A 19485-nucleotide genomic window follows, 5' to 3' on the forward strand; every position below is an offset into this window, starting at 1 on the left:
TTGGGGACCGTGGACAAGAAGAACGCCTTGCGCGCCGGCGCCGTCGCGGCCGGTACGACGCTGATGATGCTGCTCATGTCGTCCCCGGCCCTCGCGCTCACCCCGGACGACGGCGACGACCCGGGTCCGGGCCTGAGCGTGGCCGAGACCCTCGGCCTGTACGTGGTGGCACCGATCGCCCTCTTCGTGGTGATCGCCGGCCTGGTGATGGTGCTCGACAAGTCCAGGAAGCAGAGCTGACACAGGACTGACCCGTCCTGAGGGCGCCCGGGGTGCACATCGCATCCGGGGCGCCTTTGTCATGCCCGCCCGCTGCCCACGTGCATCGTTCAGTTCTCCTTCAAAGATCCGTCGAAAACATTCGATGGACCTGATGTTTCCTCCCGTGTGACGGTTGAGCCCACTGCCGGCGAGGCCCACTGAGGGCGGAGGAGACACAGGATGGCCGTGACGACGAAGGCGCGAGACGCGGATCCGACCGAAGGAAGAGAGACGGCCCGCTGGGCGCGCGGCGCCGTGGGACCTGGGCTGCTGCTCGCCGCCGTCGCGACCGTCGTCTGGTCGGGGAGCTTCGTCACCTCCCGTGCGCTGCACGACTCGGTGCCGCCCGTGCAGGCGGCGTTCTGGCGCTGGATCGTCGCGATCGCCGCCGTCGCCCCCTTCGCCCTGCGGCAGACCTGGCGGCAGCGGGCCCTGATCCGCCGCCACCTCGGCTTTCTGGCCGCCGCCTCCCTCCTCGGCGTCACCGTCTACAACACCCTCGTCAACCAGGCCGGCCTCACCACCTCCGCGGGCAACATGGGCATGATCATGGCTGCCTCGCCCGTCGTGATGGCGGCGTACGAGCGCGTGGGCGGCGCCCGGCTCGGGATGCGCCGTACCTTCGGAACGGCCGCCGCCTGCTGCGGCGTCCTGCTCCTCGTCGGCGACGGGTCGCCGACGTTCGACTTCGCCCCCGGCGACCTGTGGATGTTCGGCGCCGCCCTCAGCTTCGCCTCGTACACCGCGCTGCTGCGCCGCCGCCCGGCAGAACTCGGGGGACCGGCCCTGCTGTTCACCACGTTCCTGCTCGGGGCGCTGATGCTGCTGCCCGCGCATCTGGTCAGCGTGGCCGTGCAGGGCGGCTTCCCGGCGACGGCCGGCACCGTCGGACCGCTGGTGTACGTCGGCGTGTTCTCCTCGGCGCTCGCGTTCTTCGCCTGGAACAGGGCGATCGCCCTGATCGGCGCGGCCAGGGCGGGCATCGTGTACTACCTGCAGCCCGTCTGTGTCGCGCTGCTCTCCTACGCGCTGCTGGGCGAGACGATGGGCGCCGTCCAGGTCGGGTGCATGGCGCTGATCCTGGGCGGGGTGGTCCTGGCGTCCGTCCAGCGGGGCGGGGACCGGCCGGCGCCGCGCGGGAGGTCGGCCGGATAACGTGCGGCCCATGACCGACTGGGACATCAAGAAGCTCCGGATCCTGCGTGCTCTCGGCGAGCACGGGACCGTGACGGCCGCGGCCGGGGCGCTGCTGATGACCCCGTCGGCCGTCTCCCAGCAGCTCTCCAACCTGGCCAGACAGCTCGGGGTGCCGCTGCTGGAGTCCCATGGGCGGCGGGTGCGGCTCACGGACGCGGCGCATCTGGTGCTGCGGCACGCGGAGGCCGTCTTCGCCCAACTGGAGCGCGCGGAGGCCGAGCTGGCGCAGTACGTGCGGGGCGAGGTGGGGCTGGTGCGGGTCGGGGCGTTCTCCACGGCCGTGCCCGCGCTCGTCGTACCGGCCCTGCGACGGCTGCGCGACGGCCACCCGGGGCTCGACGTCCGCATCCGGGAGGCGGAGGCCGCGGAGGCGTACGAACTGCTGTCGTCGGGCCGGGTGGACCTGGCCCTGTCGCTCGCCGCGCACGCCCCGACGGCGCGCGATCCGCGGTTCGCCCTGGTGCCGCTGCTGGCCGACCCGCTGGACGTGGCGCTGCCCGCCGGTCACCGGCTGGCCCGCTCCCCGGAGTTGCGGCTGGCCGATCTGTCCGGCGAGCCGTGGATCTTCGGCGGCAGCGGGCCGTGGTCCGAGATCACCCTCACCGCCTGCGAAGCGGCCGGTTTCGTGCCCGAGCAGGCGCACTCCGCAGCGGGCTGGGCGGCGATCCTGGCGATGGTGGAGGCCGGGATGGGCGTGGCGCTGGTGCCCCGGATGGCGGCCGAGCGGCGCTCCGGAGTGGTGATGCGCGCCCTGGGTGCCGACCGGCCCCGCCGCCATGTGGTGGCGGCGGTCCGGCGCGGCTCGGAGTCGGCCCCCGGCGTCTCCGGGGTGCTGGCCGCCCTGCGGGCGGAGGCGGCGGAGCGGGAGGGGTGACGCCGCGGTGCGGGCGCTGCGAGCGGTCAGGAGCCCCGGGGCGTCACGATCATGGGCATACGGTCCGGATGGGCCACCGCGGAGGCGACCTCCTTCGGCGTGTGGCCCGGCGCGGGACGCAGCTGCCAGCGGGTCAGGACCGTCGCGAGGGCGATGGTCGCCTCGGTCCACACGAAGGCGTCTCCGATGCACTTCCGGTTGCCCGCGCCGAACGGTATGTACGCCTGGCGTGTGATGTCGCCACGCCGATGCGGCAGCCAGCGGTCGGGGTCGAAGCGGTCCGGGTCGTCGTAGAGCGCAGGGTCCCGGTGCATCGCGTAGAGGCTGAAGCCGACCTCGGCGCCCGTGGGCAGGAGATGGCCGCCCAGTTCGACGGGCGCCGTGGTCCGCCGCATCAGCATGGTGACGCCGTGCAGGCGGATCACCTCGTCGAGGACGCGCCGCACGGCCTCCAGCTTCGGGACGTCCTCGATGGTGACCGGGCGGTCCCCGACCACGGTCTTGATCTCGGCCACCAGCTCCGCCTCGACGTGCGGGTGCTCTGCCAGCTGGTGGAACGTCCAGGACAGCGTGGATGCCGTGGTCTCCGCGCCGGCGAAGAGTATGGTGCTCAGTTCGTCCCGCACCTCCCTGTCGGAGAGGGACTCTCCCGTCTCCGAGTCCCGGGCGTCGAGCAGCACGGAGAGCAGGTCGTTGTGTTCGCTCGGGCCCGAGCTGCGGGTGGTCGCGACGACCTCGTCGATCACTGAGCGCAGTCGGGCCGCCGCAGCGTCGAACTCGCGGTTGGGGCGGATCGGGAGACGGTCCAGGAACTTGGGGGACGCCGCCCGTATCAGGAGATTCTCCAGGACCACCGGCAGGTTCTCCCGGATGGCGACCACCGCGGGCTGCCCGATGTCGGTGGAGAACAGCGTCGTCGCGAGCGTCTCGATGGCGAACTGCGCCATCGCCTGTTCCATCTCGATCTCCTGCCCCGCCGTCCAGGAGTCCGCCAGGGAAAGGGCGTTGGAACTCATCGCCTCCGCGTAGAGGGTGATCCGATGCGGATGGAACATCGGTTGGATGAGCCGACGGTGTCTGCGGTGGACCTCGCCGTTGGCCGTGGCGAGACCGTCGCCCGCGAGCGGACGCAGGCGGTCGAAGAAGCGGCCTTTCTCGAAACTCCGGGCCTGACGCACGGTGACCTCATGGATCAGCTCCGCCGAAGTGGCCACATACATCGGCATGGTGCCCAGGTTCACCCGGACCAGGTCGCCGCTCAGGCGCAGGGACTTGAGGAAGCCGAGCGGGTCGCGCCACAGCTTCAGGGCGTGGCCGAGGAGCGGTATCGCACCGGGGGCGACGGGCACCGACCGCGAGGCGGCTGACTGCGTACCGACTGACACCGGACAATCCTTTGCTGTAGGCGGGTCTGGGTGCTGCAGGCGGATCCAGGGGTTCGGATCCTGCCGGGCTCGCGTGCCCTCACCGACCCCGCTCGCCGATGCGGCCTGGTCCGAACGAAAGGCCCTAGACGGTCTGCTTGACGGGCCGGCGTGCGGTGATCCGCTCGGCGGGCGCGGGGACGAGCTCCCACCACCAGGCGACGGCCGGGATGTCGAGCGGTTCGTGCCGGTCGTCCGTAGGCGTGTCGCCGAAAACCGGTGGCAGGTTCGCCGGGTCGTCCGGCGTGGTGTAGCGGACGGAGCTGATGCCCCAGTCCTGCGCGCCACGGATGAAGCTGGAGAGACTGCTCAGATACTGCCGCAGTTGTGGGCTGCCGTCGGCCGACAACTGCTCGGTCAGGCGCATGTAGAGGCACATCACCCGGTCGCGCTGGGCGATCGCCACGCCGAGGGCCTCCTCGGTGGACAGCCCCTCCTGCTCCAGCACCCGCAGGGCATTGAGGTAGTAACCCGGTGACCTGCGTTCCTTGTGGTGGGAGAAGATGTCGTTGTCCCAGGTGATGATGAACGACGCCATCTCGGCCGCCGCACGTACCGCCGTACGATCGCGTTCGTGGGGCTGGAGTTCGTAGCCGTACCCCATCTCCAGCATCGGCAGCACCACGGACGTGGCGCCGTCGTAGAGGCGCATCAGGGTGTAGTCGTTGAGGTCCGGGACCGTGCCCGCGCGCCGGTGCGCGGCCTCCCACACGACGGAGAAGAAATACTCCCGCAGGGCGTCCACCCAGCGGGCCCGCTGGCCGGCGGTGCCGTAACGGTCGACTCTCAGCCGCAGGTCGCGCAGGCCCGCGGCCAGGGGGTCGTCCTGCATCATCGGGGCCTCGGGGTTCTGCGCGACGCGGATCAGGCGGTGCAGGAGACCGGCCAGGTCGCCCGGTCTGTGTCCGAGCTCGCCCTCCTCGCAGTGCCCGTCGTCTACGCCGAAGAGCCACAGGACGAAGTCCGCGAGGAGTGAGACGACTTCCTCCCGCCCTTCGGGCAGGATGCGCGCGGAGAAGGTGCCTACCTCCTGGGTGACGAGCCTTCCGCGCAGTTCTTCCGAGCCGATGCGGAACGTTTCCGCCCAGGCCGCCGTCTGGACATCGATGTCGGCGTGGCGGGGATGGATCGCCGGCGGGATGGGAGAGAAGATCGGCGGAACGGACAGCTCGGGCTCCACTCAGGCCTGCCTCTCGATGTCGGGTGCCGTGGGGCAATGCCACTGCCACATGGGCAACACGCACCCCAGAAATGATCAACTATTGCGCATAGTACTCAGCCGCAATGGCTGATCCAATAGGATCATCTGCTGGCAATCCGGCCACATCGGTCCTCCGCGACAGCCTCCGTCAGGAACGGAGCAGTGACTTCCACCACGGCGTCCGCCCCGCCTCACCCGCCGGTCCGGCCTCCGGTTCGGCTCGGGAGACGACAGGCACGGTGGCCGGCAGGGGTCCCGGCATGGTCGAGGCGAGCTCCTCGGGCCGCGACGGGGCCCCCCTCTTGAACGGCGGGCTGAACCGCACCGGCAGCGACTCCAGACGCTGTGACAGCCATGAGGCACTGGTGCGCAGCTCCGTCTCCGGGACACCGAGCTGCAGGTCGGGCAGCCGGGCGAGCAGCGTGTCGATCCCCGTGTCCGCGATGGCCCGGCCGATGTCCTGCCCCGGGCACTCGTGCGGACCGCTGCTGAAGGCGAGATGGGCCCGGTTCCCCAGCAACGGCTTGTTCAGGTCGGGCCGGATGGCAGGGTCCGTATTGCCCGCCGCCAGGCCCAGCAACAGCATGTCGCCCCCGCTGATCTGCTTGCCGCCGAGCACGGTGTCACCGGTGGCCCAGCGGCCGGTGATCGCGGAGAGCGGCGGTTGGTCCCACAGCACCTGCTCCAGGGCGTCCGGCAGCGTCATGTGACCACCGGCCAGGTTCGCGCGGAACCGCCTGTCGGTCAGCACCATGCGCAGCGTGTTGGCGATGAGGTTGACCGTTGTCTCGTTCGCGGCGACGAGGACCAGCCGCAGATGCTCCATCACCTCGTCGTCGGAGAGGCCGGCCTCATGAGTGATCAGCCAACTCGTGAAGTCGTGACCGGGCTGGATCTTCTTCCGCTCGACCAGCGTCCGCAGGGTGCCGGCCACGAACTCGTTGCTCGCGAGCGCGGTCTCGCTGCCCTTCATCAGGTCCAGCGCGGCGTCCACCAGTTGCGGCCCGTACTCCTCCGGCATACCGAAGAGCTGGGTCATGACCAGCATCGGCAGCTTCTCCGCGAACTGGCCGATCAGGTCCGCCTGCCCGTTCGTCGCGAAGGAGTCGACCAGCTGGTTCGTGTACCGGATCACATAGCGCCGGATGCCGCGTCGGTCGAACTGCTCGAGTCCGTCCCGCACCGCGGACCGCAGCCGTTCATGGTCGGCGCCGTCGGCGAAGACACAGATGGGCTGCCAGCCCACCATGGGAAGCAGCGGGGAGTCCGGGCCGACCTGGTCCTGCTGGAACATCGACCAGAGCCGGGAGTTGTTGGAGAACCGGGCCGGCGAACGCATCACCTCGAGGTTCTCCCGGTGCCCCAGGACGAGCCACGCCGGCAGATCGCCGTGCAGCAGCACCGGCGCCACCGGGCCGTGCTCCTTGCGCAGCAGCTCGTACAGGGCGCGCGGGTCCGCCTCCGCCTGCGCGCCGTACAGCCGGCGCAGCGCCTCCGGCGCCATGCCGTGGGCGGGGCAGCCCGTCGGGGGGACGGGGCCGGTCGGGCCGGGGGTGGTGGTCATGACGCCTCCTGCGTCGTGGCGAGAGTCTGGAGATAGCGCATCAGCGTCATCAGCACGTCCCGGCTGGAGCCGCGCAGCCGTGCGTCGCACTGCACGATCGGCACCGCCGCCGGCAGGTCCAGCGCGGCGCGCAGCTCCTCCAGAGGGTGCTCGGGCGCGTCGGGGAAGGTGTTGACGGCGACCACGAAGGGCACGCCGCGCTCCTCGAGCCGGCCGATCACGTCGAAGCTGACTTCGAGCCGGCGGGTGTCGACGAGCACCACGGCGCCCAGCGCGCCCTCGAACAGGCCGCGCCACAGGAACCAGAAACGCTCCTGGCCCGGGGTGCCGAACAGATACAGCACCAGCTCCTCGTTGATGCTGATGCGGCCGAAGTCCATCGCGACGGTCGTGGAGGTCTTGCGTTCCACGCCCTGGGTGTCGTCGACGCCGACCCCGGCCTGGGTCATCGTTTCTTCCGTCGTCAGCGGCCGGATCTCGCTCACCGAGCCGACGAGTGTCGTCTTGCCGACGCCGAAACCACCCACGACGACCACCTTGACGGCGGTCGTGGCCGTCCCGGGCAGCACGTCCTCGCTCCTGGGCCCGACGGCCTGCTCAGAGCTTTCGAAGTCCATCGATCACTGCCTCAATCAAAGCGCGGTCGGGGAGACGGGCGGCCTGGACGGGTGCGCGTGCCAGCACCTTGTCCTCGGCCAGAAGGTCACTGAGCAGCACGGTCACGACGCTCACCGGGAGGCCCAGGTAGGCGGAGATCTCGGCCACCGACAGCGGGGCCTGGCAGATGCGGACGATCGCCGCGTGCTCCGGCTGCATGCCGGGCGCGGGGCCCGATCTGGCCACGATCAGCGTGACCAGATCGAGCGTGGCGGGCGCGGACGAGCCGCTGCGGCCGCCAGTGATGACGTAGAGCCGCTCGGGACTGTTTTCCTCCCAGTCCCCGCCCGCGTCGCTCACGCGGTCTGCCCGTCGTGCCGCGGCGGCGTGCTCAGGTGCTCGCCGATCCGCAGCACGAGGTCCCGCATCCGCTGGCCCATCAGCCCGGCGTCGACTCCCTCGTCGGCCAGCACCGCGAGGTACGCGCCCTCGCCGGCCGCCATCAGATAGAAGAAGCCGCCGTCCATCTCGATGACGACCAGCCGCATCCGCCCGTCGCCCTGCGGGAGTTCGGAGGCCACCGCGGCCGCCAGGCTCTGCAGCCCCGCACAGGCGGCGGCCAGCCGGTCCGCGGTGTCGGTGTCCGCACCGTACTGGGCCATGCGCAGACCGTCGGCGGACAGGACGACGACGTTACGGGTCTGCGGAACACCCTCCGCGAGGTCCTTGAGCATCCAGTCCATGTTGGTCTGGTTGGACTGCCGCTGAATCATGGCTGCTTGTTCCCCTTGCTTGGCTGGGTGGTGTCACCGGACAGGCCGCTCTGGAACGCGGCCAGCCACATCCCGGGCTGCACCGCCGGTGCGGACGCCGTCCCGGCGGCGGTCGCGGAGCCCGCCTCGCCGGTCTCGGGTGCGGCCTGCGCCGCCTGAGCGGTCGGAGTGGCGGGCGCGGCCGGTGCGGAAGGCGCGACCGCGCGGGCCTTGCGGCGCCGCTGCGGCAGACCGGTCGGGGTCCGCTCGGTCACCTCCGGCACGTCGTCGCCGGCCGGGGCCGTCGGACCCGTGACCGGCCTCGGCAGCCGCTCGTGGGTCTCCGAACCGGCGGCGCGGGGACCGGAAGCGGTGCCGATGCCGTGCGCCAGGCCGGTCGCCGAGGAGACCGTGGTGATCAGGTCCTGCGGCACGACCAGCACGGCCCGCACGCCGCCGTACGCCGACGAGCGCAGCGAGACCTGGAAGCCGTACGCCTGCGACAGCCGGCCGACCACCGCGAGACCCAGCCGGGGGGTCTCGCCGAGGTCGTTGACATCGATGCCTTGCTGCGCCTGCCGGAGCATGCGCTCGGCCCGCAGGCGTGCCTCCTCGCTCATGCTGACGCCGCCGTCCTCGATCTCGATCGCGATGCCGGACTGTACGTCGACCGCGGTCAGATGGACCTTGGTCTGCGGCGGCGAGTAGCGGGTGGCGTTGTCGAGCAGCTCCGACAGCGCGTGGATCAGCGGCTCGACGGCCGTGCCGACGACGGCGACCTCGGAGACCGAGTGCAGCTCCACCCGCTGGTAGTCCAGGATCCGCGACATGGCACCGCGCATCACGCTGTACAGCGGCACCGCCCTGCTCCACTGACGGCCCGGTCGGGCGCCGCCGAGCACCGCGATGGAGTCCGCGAGACGGCCGATCAGGGCCGTGCCGTGGTCGATCCGCAGCAGGTCGCCGAAGACGCTGGGGGTCTGGCCGTGCCGGTCCTCCATCTCGCGCAGCTCCTGCGCCTGCTGGTGGACGATGGCCTGCACACGGCGGGCGATGTTCACGAAGGCGCGCTGGGCGGACTCGCGCAGATCCTCCTCGGCGCTGACCGCCTCGACGACCGAGCGGAGCACCGCGCGGTGCTCGGCCGGGGCGTCGATCGAGGCGAGCACGTCCTCGGGGAACTCGCCCTTGCGGAGCCGCTCCACCACCTGGGGCAGCAGCTCACCGGCGAGACGGCTGCTCTCGGCGGCCTGCCGGGCGAGCGTCGCGTCCTGGTCGGCGACGGTGCGGCGCAGCCGGGCCACCACTCTGCCGCGCCGTACGACCTCGGCGCAGGCGGCGGCGACCGCGGCGACCGCGACCACGCCGATCAGGGCCACGGGGTTGCGGGCCGAAGCCGGGACCAGGAACACGGCCGCGACCGCGACCGCGAGGGTCGCCACTACGGGCAGCTGCCAGAGGCGGCCGGCCGGGGGCCGCGGACTTCCGGTCGACGTTCCCTGTCGAACCATCGGCATCCTCAGAATCGAACGTGCAAGATCATAAGACAATCGGGAGCATATCCCGTTTCCCCAGAGGCTTTTGACGGTGGGTCATGAGTTCGGGGTGACGTATGCGACTGAAATGGCAACCCGACGCGCCGTGTTCACACAAAGAACATGAACCCACCCACCCGTGGGGCAGGCGAACCGGTCGGGCACACGCAGGTGGCTTCGGCCGCTGGACCGGCCGGGGCGGGGCGGCGCTCCGTCCCGCTCCTGCGGCGGAGCCCGCGGCTCGTCCGCACGGTGGCGGGCTCCGGTGGTCCGCCCGGCACAGGCACCTGCGCCCGCACGCGTGTCGGAGAAGCTGTGGTCCGGCGACTGGTCGCGCGCACGCCGGGCCGCCGGGCCGCCGGGCCGCCGGGGCAGGGCGGCACCCGCCCGCCCCCGGTTCGGGGAGCTGCGGTCCCGCGACGGGTCATGCCCGCACTTGGGCGGCGTTGTGGGAGTGGGAGCGTGCGTGGGCGCGGTGCTCCTCGCGGGCTTCGCCCCTTGCCCGGGGCGGGCGATCCGCCGCCGGCGCGGCCGGGCGGCATGGCCGCTGCCGCCGGTGGCGCGGGCCGGGGTGGGCTGCCGTGGGTGCGTTGGGAGCCGGCGCGGTATGGACGGCCACCGCCACCGCCACCGCCGGTTGCCCGGGTTCGGGCATGGGCGGTGGGAGCCGGCGCGGCGGGGGCGTGTGCCGGCGGAATCGGTCGGCATGCCGCTGCCGCCACTGACGGGTCCGGGCCCGGGCGATGGGTGGCGGTGACGTGCCGCGGCGTGTGCCGGTGACGGGCAGGCCGGCCGGCACCGGTGGGGCAGGAGCCGTTGCCCCTGGCGCGGGTCCGGGTGGCTGCCGTGGGCGCGGCGAGGGCCCGGGCCGGCAGCCGACGCGGCATGGGACCGCCACCGTGGGGCGACGTGTGGGGCGGGCCAGTGAGGGCCCGGCCCCCGGGTCGTGGGCGGCCGGGCGTGCACCGGTGGCCGGCGGTCCGGTCGGCACCGGGTGTGGCGTGGTCCGCTGCCGTCGCCGCCACCGTGGCGGCGACGGCCCGGTGGCCGGTCCCGGCCCCTGCCGAGCGTGGGGCCGGGACCGGCCAGGGCGTCAGGCTGCCGCCGCGTCCGCCGACTGGGCGCGGAGGGCGCGTTCGACGCCCGCGCGGGACTCGGAGACGAGGCGGCGCAGGGCCGCGTTGGGCTCGGCGGAGGCGAGCCACGCGTCCGTCGCGTCCAGCGTGTCCTGGGAGACGAGCAGCGACGGGTAGAGACCGATCGCCACCTGCTGCGCCATCTCGTGGCTGCGCGACTCCCAGACGTCCTTGACGGCCGCGAAGTACTTGTCCGCGTACGGCGCCAGCAGCTCACGCTGGTCGGTCTGGACGAAGCCCGCGATCACCGACTCCTGCACGGCGTTCGGGAGCTTGTCGCTCTCGACGACGGAGGCCCACGCCTCCGCCTTCGCCTCCGGGGTCGGGCGCGCGGCCCGCGCGGTCGCCGCGTGGCGCTCGCCCGCGGCGGTCTTGTCCCGCTCGTACTCGCCCGCGATGTCGTCCTCGTCGAGGACGCCGGTCGCGGCCAGCCGCTCGACGAAGGCCCAGCGCAGCTCGGTGTCGACGGCCAGGCCCTCGATCGTCTCGGTGCCGTCCAGCAGCGCCTGGAGCAGGTCGAGCTGCTGCGGGGTGCGGGCCGTCGCGGCGAACGCCCGCGCCCAGGCGAGCTGGTGGTCGCTGCCCGGGGCCGCCGCCCGCAGGTGCGCCAGCGTGGCGTCCGTCCACCGGGTGAGGCCGGCCTCGCGCCACCCGGGCGCCGCGTACAGGTCGAGGGCGAGCTTGACCTGGCGGTGCAGCGACTGGACGACGCCGATGTCCGACTCCTTGCCGATGCCGGACAGGACCAGCGCCAGGTAGTCGCGGGTGGCGAGCTCGCCGTCGCGGGTCATGTCCCACGCGGAGGCCCAGCACAGCGCGCGCGGCAGGGACTCGGTGAAGTCGCCCAGGTGCGCGGTGACGTTGCGCAGGGACTCCTCGTCGAGGCGGACCTTCGCGTACGACAGGTCGTCGTCGTTGAGCAGCACGACCGCCGGACGCGCCGTGCCCACGAGCTGCGGCACGTCCGTCAGCTCGCCGTCGACGTCCAGCTCGATCCGCTCGCGGCGCACCAGCTTGCCGGCGCCGTCCAGGTCGTACAGGCCGATGGCGATCCGGTGCGGGCGGAGCACCGGCTCCCCCTTGGCGCCCGCGGGAAGCGCCGGGGCCTCCTGGCGTACCGCGAAGGCGGTGACGGCGCCGGAGCCGTCCGTGGTGATCTCGGGACGCAGGATGTTGATACCGGCTGTTTCCAGCCATGCCTTCGACCAGGTCCTCAGATCCCGTCCGCTGGTCTCCTCCAGCGCGCCGAGCAGGTCGGACAGACGGGTGTTGCCGTACGCGTGCGCCTTGAAGTACGCCTGCACACCGCGGAAGAACTCGTCCATGCCGACATACGCGACGAGCTGCTTGAGGACCGACGCGCCCTTGGCGTACGTGATGCCGTCGAAGTTCACGAGAACGTCGTCGAGGTCACGGATTTCGGCCATGATCGGGTGCGTCGACGGGAGCTGGTCCTGCCGGTACGCCCACGTCTTCATCGAGTTCGCGAACGTGGTCCACGAGTGCGGCCACTTCGAGCCCGGCGCGTACGCCTGGCACGCGATCGAGGTGTAGGTGGCGAACGACTCGTTCAGCCACAGGTCGTTCCACCACTCCATGGTGACGAGGTCGCCGAACCACATGTGCGCGAGCTCGTGCAGGATCGTCTCCGCCCGCACCTCGTACGCCGCGTCCGTCACCTTCGAACGGAAGACGTACTGGTCGCGGATGGTGACGGCGCCCGCGTTCTCCATCGCGCCGGCGTTGAACTCCGGCACGAAGAGCTGGTCGTACTTGGCGAACGGGTACGCGTAGTCGAACTTCTCCTGGAACCACTCGAAGCCCTGCCGGGTGACGTCGAAGATCGCGTCCGCGTCCAGGAACTCCGCCAGCGACGGGCGGCAGTAGATGCCGAGCGGGACGGAATGGCCGTCCTTCTCGTACGAGCTGTGGACGGCGTGGTACGGACCGACGATCAGCGCCGTGATGTACGTGGAGATCCGCGGCGTCGGCTCGAAGCGCCAGATGGTGCCGTCGGGCTCCGGCGTCGGCGAGTTCGAGACGACCGTCCAGCCCTCGGGGGCCTTCACGGTGAAGGCGAACGTCGCCTTCAGGTCGGGCTGCTCGAAGCTGGCGAAGACCCGCCGCGCGTCCGGCACCTCGAACTGCGTGTACAGATAAGCCTGCTGGTCCACCGGGTCGACGAAGCGGTGCAGCCCCTCGCCGGTGTTGGTGTAAGCGCAGTCGGCGACGACCTTCAGCTCGTTGTCGCCCTCGCGCAACCGCTTCAGCGCGATCCGCGAGTCCCTGAAGACCTCGGCGACGTCCAGCGGCTTGCCGTTGAGTACGACGTCGTGCACGGCCGGTGCGACGAGGTCGATGAACGTCTCCGCGTTCGCCTCCGCGGACGCGAAACGCACAGTGGTCTCGGACCGGTAGGTCCCGCCTTCCTGCGCCCCGGAGAGATCGAGGTCGATCTCGTACGAGTCAACGGTGAGCAGGCGCGCGCGCTGCTGCGCCTCTTCACGGGTCAGGTTTGTGCCAGGCACCCGGTCATCTCCTCGGTATGTGATGGTTGCGGCACATCCTTCCACGCGGGGTGCGCCACCCGCCCGGGAGAATCCGCCACCGCGGCCCCGCCCCCGCGAGGACCTCGAGCACGCCGAAGGGGCGGGCGCCGCACCGGCGCCCGCCCCCAGGAGATCCTGCTCAGCCGCGCAGCTCCTCCGCGACGAGCTCCGCGATCTGCACGGCGTTCAGCGCCGCGCCCTTGCGCAGGTTGTCGCCCGACAGGAACAGCGCCAGACCGTTGTCCACGGTCTCGTCCACCCGGATGCGGCCCACGTACGAGACGTCCTTGCCGGCCGCCTGCAGCGGCGTCGGGATCTCGGAGAGCTCGACGCCCGGGGCGTCCTTCAGCAGCTCGTAGGCGCGCTCCACGGCCAGCGGGTTCGCGAAGCGGGCGTTGACCTGCAGCGAGTGACCGGAGAACACGGGGACGCGGACGCAGGTGCCGGAGACCTTGAGCTCCGGGATCTCGAGGATCTTGCGGGACTCGTTGCGGAGCTTCTGCTCCTCGTCGGTCTCGTGCGAGCCGTCGTCGACGATCGAACCGGCCAGCGGCAGCACGTTGAAGGCGATCGGGCGCTTGTAGACGCCGGGCTCGGGGAAGGCGACGGCCTCGCCGTCGTGGGTGAGCTCCTTGGCGCGGTCCGCCGCGGCCCTGACCTGGTCGTCCAGCTCCGCGACGCCCGCGAGGCCCGAGCCGGAGACCGCCTGGTAGGTGGTGGCGACCAGCGAGACCAGGCCCGCTTCCCGGTGCAGCGGCTTGAGGACCGGCATGGCGGCCATCGTGGTGCAGTTCGGGTTGGCGATGATCCCCTTGGGGCGGTCCTTGATCGCGTGCGGGTTGACCTCGGACACCACCAGCGGCACCTCGGGGTCACGGCGCCAGGCGGAGGAGTTGTCGATCACGACCGCGCCCTGGCCCGCGACCTTCTCGGCGAGCGCCCTGGAGGTCGCGCCGCCGGCGGAGAAGATCGCGATGTCCAGGCCGGTGTAGTCGGCGGTGGAGGCGTCCTCGACCGTGATCTCCCGGCCCTCCCACTCGATGGTGGAACCCGCGGACCGGGCCGAGGCGAACAGCCGCAGCTCGTCCACCGGGAACTTCCGTTCGGCAAGGATCTTGCGCATGACCGTGCCGACCTGCCCGGTGGCTCCGACGATTCCGACCTTCACGGGGACTCCTCCGTACGTTCTTGCGGCCCTGTGCCGCTCCATGATGCGTATGTCCCCACTCGGCTTGTCCAATCGGTTGTCCGAGTGGCGGGACATGTGAGACTCCTCATGCCGTCTGACCTGCACGGACATAAAGAAGGGGCGGGGACCCGCACCGGATCCCCGCCCCGTACCGTCCAGCGCCGAGGTGCTACTCGGTGACCTTGCCGATCACCACGCTGCCCGCGCCCGCGACGGTGCCGCGGCCGTTCAGCAGCTGCACCTCACCGAAGAACTGACGTCCCTCGGGAGCCGCGCCGCTCACCAGGACCTCGGCGCTGACCTGCGCCGACGCGCCGTTCGCGAGCTTGATCGACTTGTTGGAGTCGACCTTCACGGTGCCCAGCGACGAGGAGAAGAACACGTCGCGATAGTCGTACTCGGTGGTCCCGGCCGGGACCGAGTAGCCGTCGACCACGATCGTGTAGGTGCCGGCGGCCGGCTTGATCAGGCTCACCGCCTCCTCCGAGTCGCCGTCCGCGGACTGGCCGACCACCGCGCCGTCCTTGAGGACCACGAGGTCCAGGTCGGCGCCGTTGTCGGAGGTCGCGCCGATCGCCACGTCGAGGCGCTCCACGCCCTCGCCGATGGTGACTGTGGACTCCTGCGACTCACCGTCCGCGATGGACGGACGGGCGACCTTCGCCGAGCCGAGCGAACCGCCGGCCAGCTTGCCGTCGATGGCGCCGAAGCCGTTGGTGACGTCCCACTCGACGGCCGTCGGCGTGCCGATCTTCGCCTCGGGGAGTGTCTTGACCGCCGGGTCGAAGGTGGCGCCCAGCACCGTCACGTCCAGCTTGAACGGGTTGTCCAGCAGCGGGGACGTACGCCGCGACTCGACCTCGATCTCCCACACGCCCGGCTGCGGGTTCTCGTAGGACCGGACGTCCGGACGGCAGGTGTTCGCCGGGTTGTCGTAGTTCGGGTAGCAGTTGATCGTCGAGGTCGGGTCGACCGGCAGTCCGTACGGGTGGATGCCGATGAACCGGGTCTGGCTGCCCTCGTCGAGCCCGCCGATCGCGACCTCGAGGTTCTTGGCGCCCTCGGGGACCGTGACGAAGTACGACTTGTGGCTGTTGCGCTGCACCGAGTCGGACTTCGAGACGGTGTACCCGGGCTTCGCGAGCTCGTCGGAGACGACCACGGTGGCCAGGATCTGCTTGTCCACGCCGACGGTGCGGCGGTCGTTCGCCTCGAGGATCGCGCTGTGCACGCCGGCCGTCTTCGGCCGCGCCTGGACGGTGACGGTGACCGGCTGGTTCAGCGGGAGCCTGACCTTGGAGCCGCCGAGCAGACGGAAGGTGCCGTCGTTGTTCTTCCAGCGCAGCGTGTGCTCGACCGCCCGGTCCGGGCCGGTCGTGCGCGTGACGGTGACGTCGTACGTCCGGCTCTTGCCGACCTGCAGACCGCCCTCGCGGTCGTAGAGGCCGGTGCCGAAGCCCGGGGTCTTCAGCGCGAAGTCGATCGAGGTGTCGACCGGCGCCTTGACCGTGTACTCGTGGGCGGCGACGCCGCGCCGGATCTGCTTCCAGGCGTCCACGACGTCGATCAGGCCCGCGCCCTGCTCGTGTGCCGCCACACCGCTGATGCGGTCGGCGGTGCTGGTCAGGGCGGTGCGCAGCTGCGCCGGGGTGAGCTCGATGTCACGCTGCTTCGCCGCGGAGAGCAGCAGCGCGGCCGCGCCGGCGGCCTGCGGCGAGGACATCGAGGTGCCCTGCATCATCGAGTAGCCGGGCGGCAGCGCGTAGCCGGCCTCCTTGACCGGTCCGCCGGCCGCCCAGGTCTGGGTGGTGTTGACGGCCGCGCCCGGGGCGGTCAGCGTCGGCGTGAAGCCGCCGTCCTCACGCGGGCCGCGCGAGGAGAAGGGCAGCATCGCGTACTTCTTCTCGACGCCGGAGCCGTAGTTGGCGGCCCAGGTCTCCTTGGAGATGGACGCGCCGACGGAGATCACCTTGTCCGCGACGGCCGGGTCGCCGAGGGTGTTGATGCCGGGGCCGGAGTTGCCCGCGGAGATCACCAGCTGGACGCCGTAGGTGTCGATGAGCCGGTTGTAGAGCGCGGCGCGCGCGTTGTTGCCGTCGTTCAGCGCCGGCAGACCGCCGATGGACATGTTGACGATGTCCACGCCGCGGTTGATGACCAGGTCGGCCATGCCCTCGGTGAGCGCGATGTTGGTGCAGCCGCCGCTCCAGGTGCAGGCGCGCGAGGAGACTATCTTCGCGCCGGGCGCGGCGCCGTTCATCCGGCCGCCGAAGAGGCTGTTGGCGGCGGTGATGCCGGCGACGTGCGTGCCGTGCGAGCCCTCGATGACGCCGATGTTGACGAAGTCGGCGGTCGCGCCCGCGCTGTTGTAGACGACGTCGGTACGGACCTCGATGACGAACGGGATGCGTTCGGCGATCGCGGTCTTCGGGTCGTCCTCGCCGAAGTAGCCGACCTGGAAGCCGTTCTTGTACGGCTTCATCAGGGTGTCGTCGGCGAAATCGCCGTTGTTGTTCAGGTCCACCCGCGCCGTGCGGGTGCCCTCGTCGTAGAGGACCGCCCAGACGTCGGTGGTGTCGCCGTCCCGGTTCAGGTCGCCCGCCATGTCGCCGCCCTTGGTGGCGGCCTCGGCGAACAGGTTGAAGCGGTAGTCGCCTGCCGGGGCGCTGTAGGTGCGCCCGTTCACGGCGAACGTCGGGCCGGAGACGGCCGTGTTCATCCGCAGCCAGGTGCGGTCGCCGTCGGCCACCGGGTCCGTGGCGGTGACCCAGTCGACGATCTTGCGCTCGCCGGTGGTGGTCTTCTGCAGCGCCGGGTGAGCGACGTCGACACCGGAGTCGAGGACTCCGATGGTCACGCCGCGACCGTCGGCCTTCGGGTTCTTCTTGACGAAGTCCACCGCTCCCGTCTCGAACGACGGGTTGTACGGGTTCTTGGCCGGCGTCCCCTCCCCGGGCGCCGGGTACTGCTCGACCTGGGCCTCGGCAGTCCCTGCGGACGCGACGGCGTCCGCTGCCGGGGTCGGGTCGTCCAGCTTGATCTCGTGCTTGAGGTCGATGCCCTGCACGCTGGACAGCTTGGCGGCCGAGTTGAGGGCCGCCTTCGCCTTGTCCGTGGGCAGCGTGGCACTCACATAGCCGAGTTCGTCGAAGGTCCGGCCGACGACTGCGCCCTCGACGGCGTTCAGCCGGTCCGTGACCTGCTCGGTCTTGCCGGGGGCGGTGGCCACCATGACGGTGACGCTCTTCTCGCCCTTGGCCTCGGCCTCCGCCAGCAGTTCCTCGTCGGCCTTGCCGATCTTGTCGGAGGACTTGGCGGCCTTGATCTCCTTGGTGCCCGCCGGGTCGTCGGCGGGTGTGGAGGCGACAGCCGGGGCGATGCCGGCGGCGACGAGCGCGGCCACCATGGAGGCGGCGGCCGCGACGCGCGCCACGCGTCTGTGCCCTGGCGTCGAGCGTCCTGTTGCGGAGCTCTCGGGTTGGGGGGTCATCAGTATCCCTGTTCGTGAAAGAGAGGGTCCGGAATACGGTGCCGGATGACCGCTCAGCCTTTCGTAAATGACAGGGGTTTGTGGAGGGTTGATCGAGGCGGATCTGCGCATGGCGCACATCCGCCACCGTGCACAGTCCGCCACAGGGAACGAATCGGTGCGTATCTCCCTCGTCCGCCCGGCGCGCCGGTAATCTCACCGGATGAACAAGGAGTTGAGGGTCGCGGCGTACGCCGTGTGCGTCCGGGACGAGCAGATCCTGCTGGCCCGCTGGGTCGCGCGCGACGGAACCAAGAAGTGGACGCTCCCCGGCGGCGGCATGGACCACGGCGAGGACCCCCTCGACACCGTCGTGCGCGAGGTGGCGGAAGAGACCGGGTACGTCTCCGAGATGACGGCCCTGCTCGGACTCGACTCGCTGAGCCGCCGCTACCCGCGCAGACTCGGCGCGTTCGCCGACTTCCAGGGCCTGCGCATCGTGTACGAGGGCCGGATCACCGGCGGCGAGCTGCGCAACGAGGTCAACGGCTCGACGGACCTGGCCGCCTGGCACCCCCTGGCGGCGGTGCCGGGCCTCGACCGGGTGGAACTCGTCGACGTCGGCCTGGAACTGTGGCGCTCCAGGCCCGCGCTCGGCAGGGCGGTTCAGCGGGGCAGGACCACCACGTAGGCGGCGGGATCGCGGTCGGCCGCGGCCATCAGTGCCGTACGCACCACGGTCGCCTGCTGCTCGGGGGCGTCGCGCAGTTTGCGCGGCGTGAGGTGCACGACCGTGACGCCCAGGCGCTCCAGGTGGTCCCGCTTGCGGGCGTACCGCGACCACTCGGCGTCCTCGTCCCGGCGCGGGGTGCGGGTGTCCAGCTCCACGGCGACGGCCTGCTCGGGCCAGTACGCGTCGACCCCGCCGAGCCGCGGCCCGCCGGGCAGGCGGAGCTCCACGTTCCACAACGGGTCGGGCAGACCGCCGTCGCGCACCAGCCGGTACAGCCGGCCCTCGGCCAGCGCGCGGCGCTCCGCGAGCAGGTCGTCGACGGCGCTGACGACGTGCGGCCGGTCCAGCAGTCCGGCGTCGTTCAACTCGCGTACCAGCGCGGCCGGTTCGCAGTGCCCGCCGCGCACGGCCTCCGTCAGCAGCCGGCCGGCCAGCCGCGCGTCGTCCAGTTGTGCCACCGCGTCGGCGACGGCACGGGGCGCGGGGGCGACGGGCAGGCCGCCGATGTCCTCCGCCGGCGGCAGCGCGTGCCCTCGCAGCAGCCGGGCGCACCCCGCCGACCGCAGCCGCCGTGTCCGCGGCACCAGCACGTCGATCACCTCGAGCGCCGTCAGCGACGGCACGGCCGAGAACCCGTGCAGCGCGAGCGCGGCGAGTCCGGTGACCATGGCGTCGCCGTACGGCGCCGAGTCGTGCCGCTCCTGCCGCTGCGCCGGCAGGACGGGCCGGCCGGCGTACAGCAGCACGGCGTGCAGCCGCTCGGTCCCGGTGGGCGGCCCCGGGTGCAGCAGGTACACCCCCGGCAGCAGCATCTGCCACGCCCCACCGGGCCGGCACTGCTCCGCGACCCGCGAGGGCGTCACACCGTGCGTCCGCAACTGGGCGCCGGACACGACGCGGTGGGACGCGGAGGGGAGAGGGAGCGGAAGAGAGGAGAGGGAAGCGTCGGGCTGACTCATGCCGATGATGTGCCCGCGTCCCCGGACCGGCCTAACCGCTGTTAC

General features: G+C 71.5%; 15 protein-coding genes. 4 read left to right on the forward strand and 11 right to left on the reverse strand.

What is annotated here, in order from left to right:
• Positions 1-9: 9 nt before the first annotated feature.
• The 3 genes from ACFYOP_RS01595 (at position 10) to ACFYOP_RS01605 (ending at position 2332) form a co-directional block, all read left to right on the forward strand.
• The gene (locus ACFYOP_RS01595) at positions 10-240 is read left to right on the forward strand and encodes a hypothetical protein (RefSeq protein WP_177150869.1); all 231 of its coding nucleotides are present in this window, start codon (positions 10-12) and stop codon (positions 238-240) included.
• A gap of 201 nt (positions 241-441) precedes the next feature.
• On the forward strand, positions 442-1416 hold the full coding sequence (locus tag ACFYOP_RS01600; RefSeq protein WP_356889752.1) for a DMT family transporter: 975 nt from the start codon (positions 442-444) through the stop codon (positions 1414-1416).
• Positions 1417-1426: 10 nt separating this feature from the next.
• Complete coding sequence (locus ACFYOP_RS01605; protein WP_356889754.1) at positions 1427-2332, forward strand: LysR family transcriptional regulator; 906 nt, start codon at positions 1427-1429, stop codon at positions 2330-2332.
• A 26-nt stretch (positions 2333-2358) separates the two neighbouring features.
• Here ACFYOP_RS01605 and ACFYOP_RS01610 read toward each other — a convergent pair whose 3' ends face one another.
• From ACFYOP_RS01610 to ACFYOP_RS01655, 10 genes are all read right to left on the reverse strand, one after another.
• Entirely contained in the window at positions 2359-3717 is a 1359-nt protein-coding gene (locus ACFYOP_RS01610) for a cytochrome P450 (RefSeq protein ID WP_356889756.1), read from the reverse strand.
• Between the two features lie 124 nt (positions 3718-3841).
• A complete protein-coding gene (locus tag ACFYOP_RS01615) occupies positions 3842-4936 on the reverse strand; it encodes a selina-4(15),7(11)-diene synthase (RefSeq protein ID WP_356889758.1) in 1095 nt (364 codons plus the stop codon).
• A gap of 169 nt (positions 4937-5105) precedes the next feature.
• Positions 5106-6521 carry a cytochrome P450 gene (locus tag ACFYOP_RS01620; RefSeq protein ID WP_356889760.1) on the reverse strand — a complete coding sequence of 472 codons (1416 nt, stop codon included), beginning with the start codon at positions 6519-6521 and terminating at the stop codon, positions 5106-5108.
• Positions 6518-7138, reverse strand: a complete 621-nt coding sequence (locus ACFYOP_RS01625; RefSeq protein ID WP_356889762.1) for an ATP/GTP-binding protein — start codon at positions 7136-7138, stop codon at positions 6518-6520. Before ACFYOP_RS01625 ends, ACFYOP_RS01620 begins: the two co-directional genes overlap by 4 nt.
• Positions 7119-7478 carry a DUF742 domain-containing protein gene (locus tag ACFYOP_RS01630; RefSeq protein ID WP_356889764.1) on the reverse strand — a complete coding sequence of 120 codons (360 nt, stop codon included), beginning with the start codon at positions 7476-7478 and terminating at the stop codon, positions 7119-7121. Before ACFYOP_RS01630 ends, ACFYOP_RS01625 begins: the two co-directional genes overlap by 20 nt.
• A complete protein-coding gene (locus ACFYOP_RS01635) occupies positions 7475-7891 on the reverse strand; it encodes a roadblock/LC7 domain-containing protein (RefSeq protein ID WP_356889766.1) in 417 nt (138 codons plus the stop codon). The genes ACFYOP_RS01630 and ACFYOP_RS01635 overlap by 4 nt, the downstream gene beginning before the upstream one ends.
• Positions 7888-9381 (reverse strand): sensor histidine kinase, encoded by a 1494-nt coding sequence (locus ACFYOP_RS01640; protein WP_388450606.1) that lies wholly within the window; start codon positions 9379-9381, stop codon positions 7888-7890. Before ACFYOP_RS01640 ends, ACFYOP_RS01635 begins: the two co-directional genes overlap by 4 nt.
• 1117 nt (positions 9382-10498) lie before the next feature.
• Complete coding sequence (gene pepN, locus ACFYOP_RS01645; protein WP_356889770.1) at positions 10499-13069, reverse strand: aminopeptidase N; 2571 nt, start codon at positions 13067-13069, stop codon at positions 10499-10501.
• A 160-nt stretch (positions 13070-13229) separates the two neighbouring features.
• A complete protein-coding gene (locus ACFYOP_RS01650; RefSeq protein WP_356889772.1) occupies positions 13230-14258 on the reverse strand; it encodes an aspartate-semialdehyde dehydrogenase in 1029 nt (342 codons plus the stop codon).
• Between the two features lie 190 nt (positions 14259-14448).
• A complete protein-coding gene (locus ACFYOP_RS01655) occupies positions 14449-17769 on the reverse strand; it encodes a S8 family serine peptidase (RefSeq protein ID WP_356889774.1) in 3321 nt (1106 codons plus the stop codon).
• Between the two features lie 202 nt (positions 17770-17971).
• On the opposite strand from ACFYOP_RS01655, the gene ACFYOP_RS01660 reads away from it, so the two are divergent.
• Positions 17972-18439: an NUDIX hydrolase gene (locus ACFYOP_RS01660; RefSeq protein ID WP_356889776.1), complete on the forward strand. Its 468-nt coding sequence runs from the start codon at positions 17972-17974 to the stop codon at positions 18437-18439.
• Here the strand turns inward: ACFYOP_RS01660 and ACFYOP_RS01665 are convergent.
• Positions 18415-19440, reverse strand: a complete 1026-nt coding sequence (locus tag ACFYOP_RS01665; protein WP_356889778.1) for a hypothetical protein — start codon at positions 19438-19440, stop codon at positions 18415-18417. The genes ACFYOP_RS01660 and ACFYOP_RS01665 overlap by 25 nt on opposite strands.
• Positions 19441-19485 lie beyond the last annotated feature (45 nt).

It is taken from the genome of Streptomyces sp. NPDC006294 (assembly GCF_042870895.1).
GTDB lineage: Bacteria > Actinomycetota > Actinomycetes > Streptomycetales > Streptomycetaceae > Streptomyces.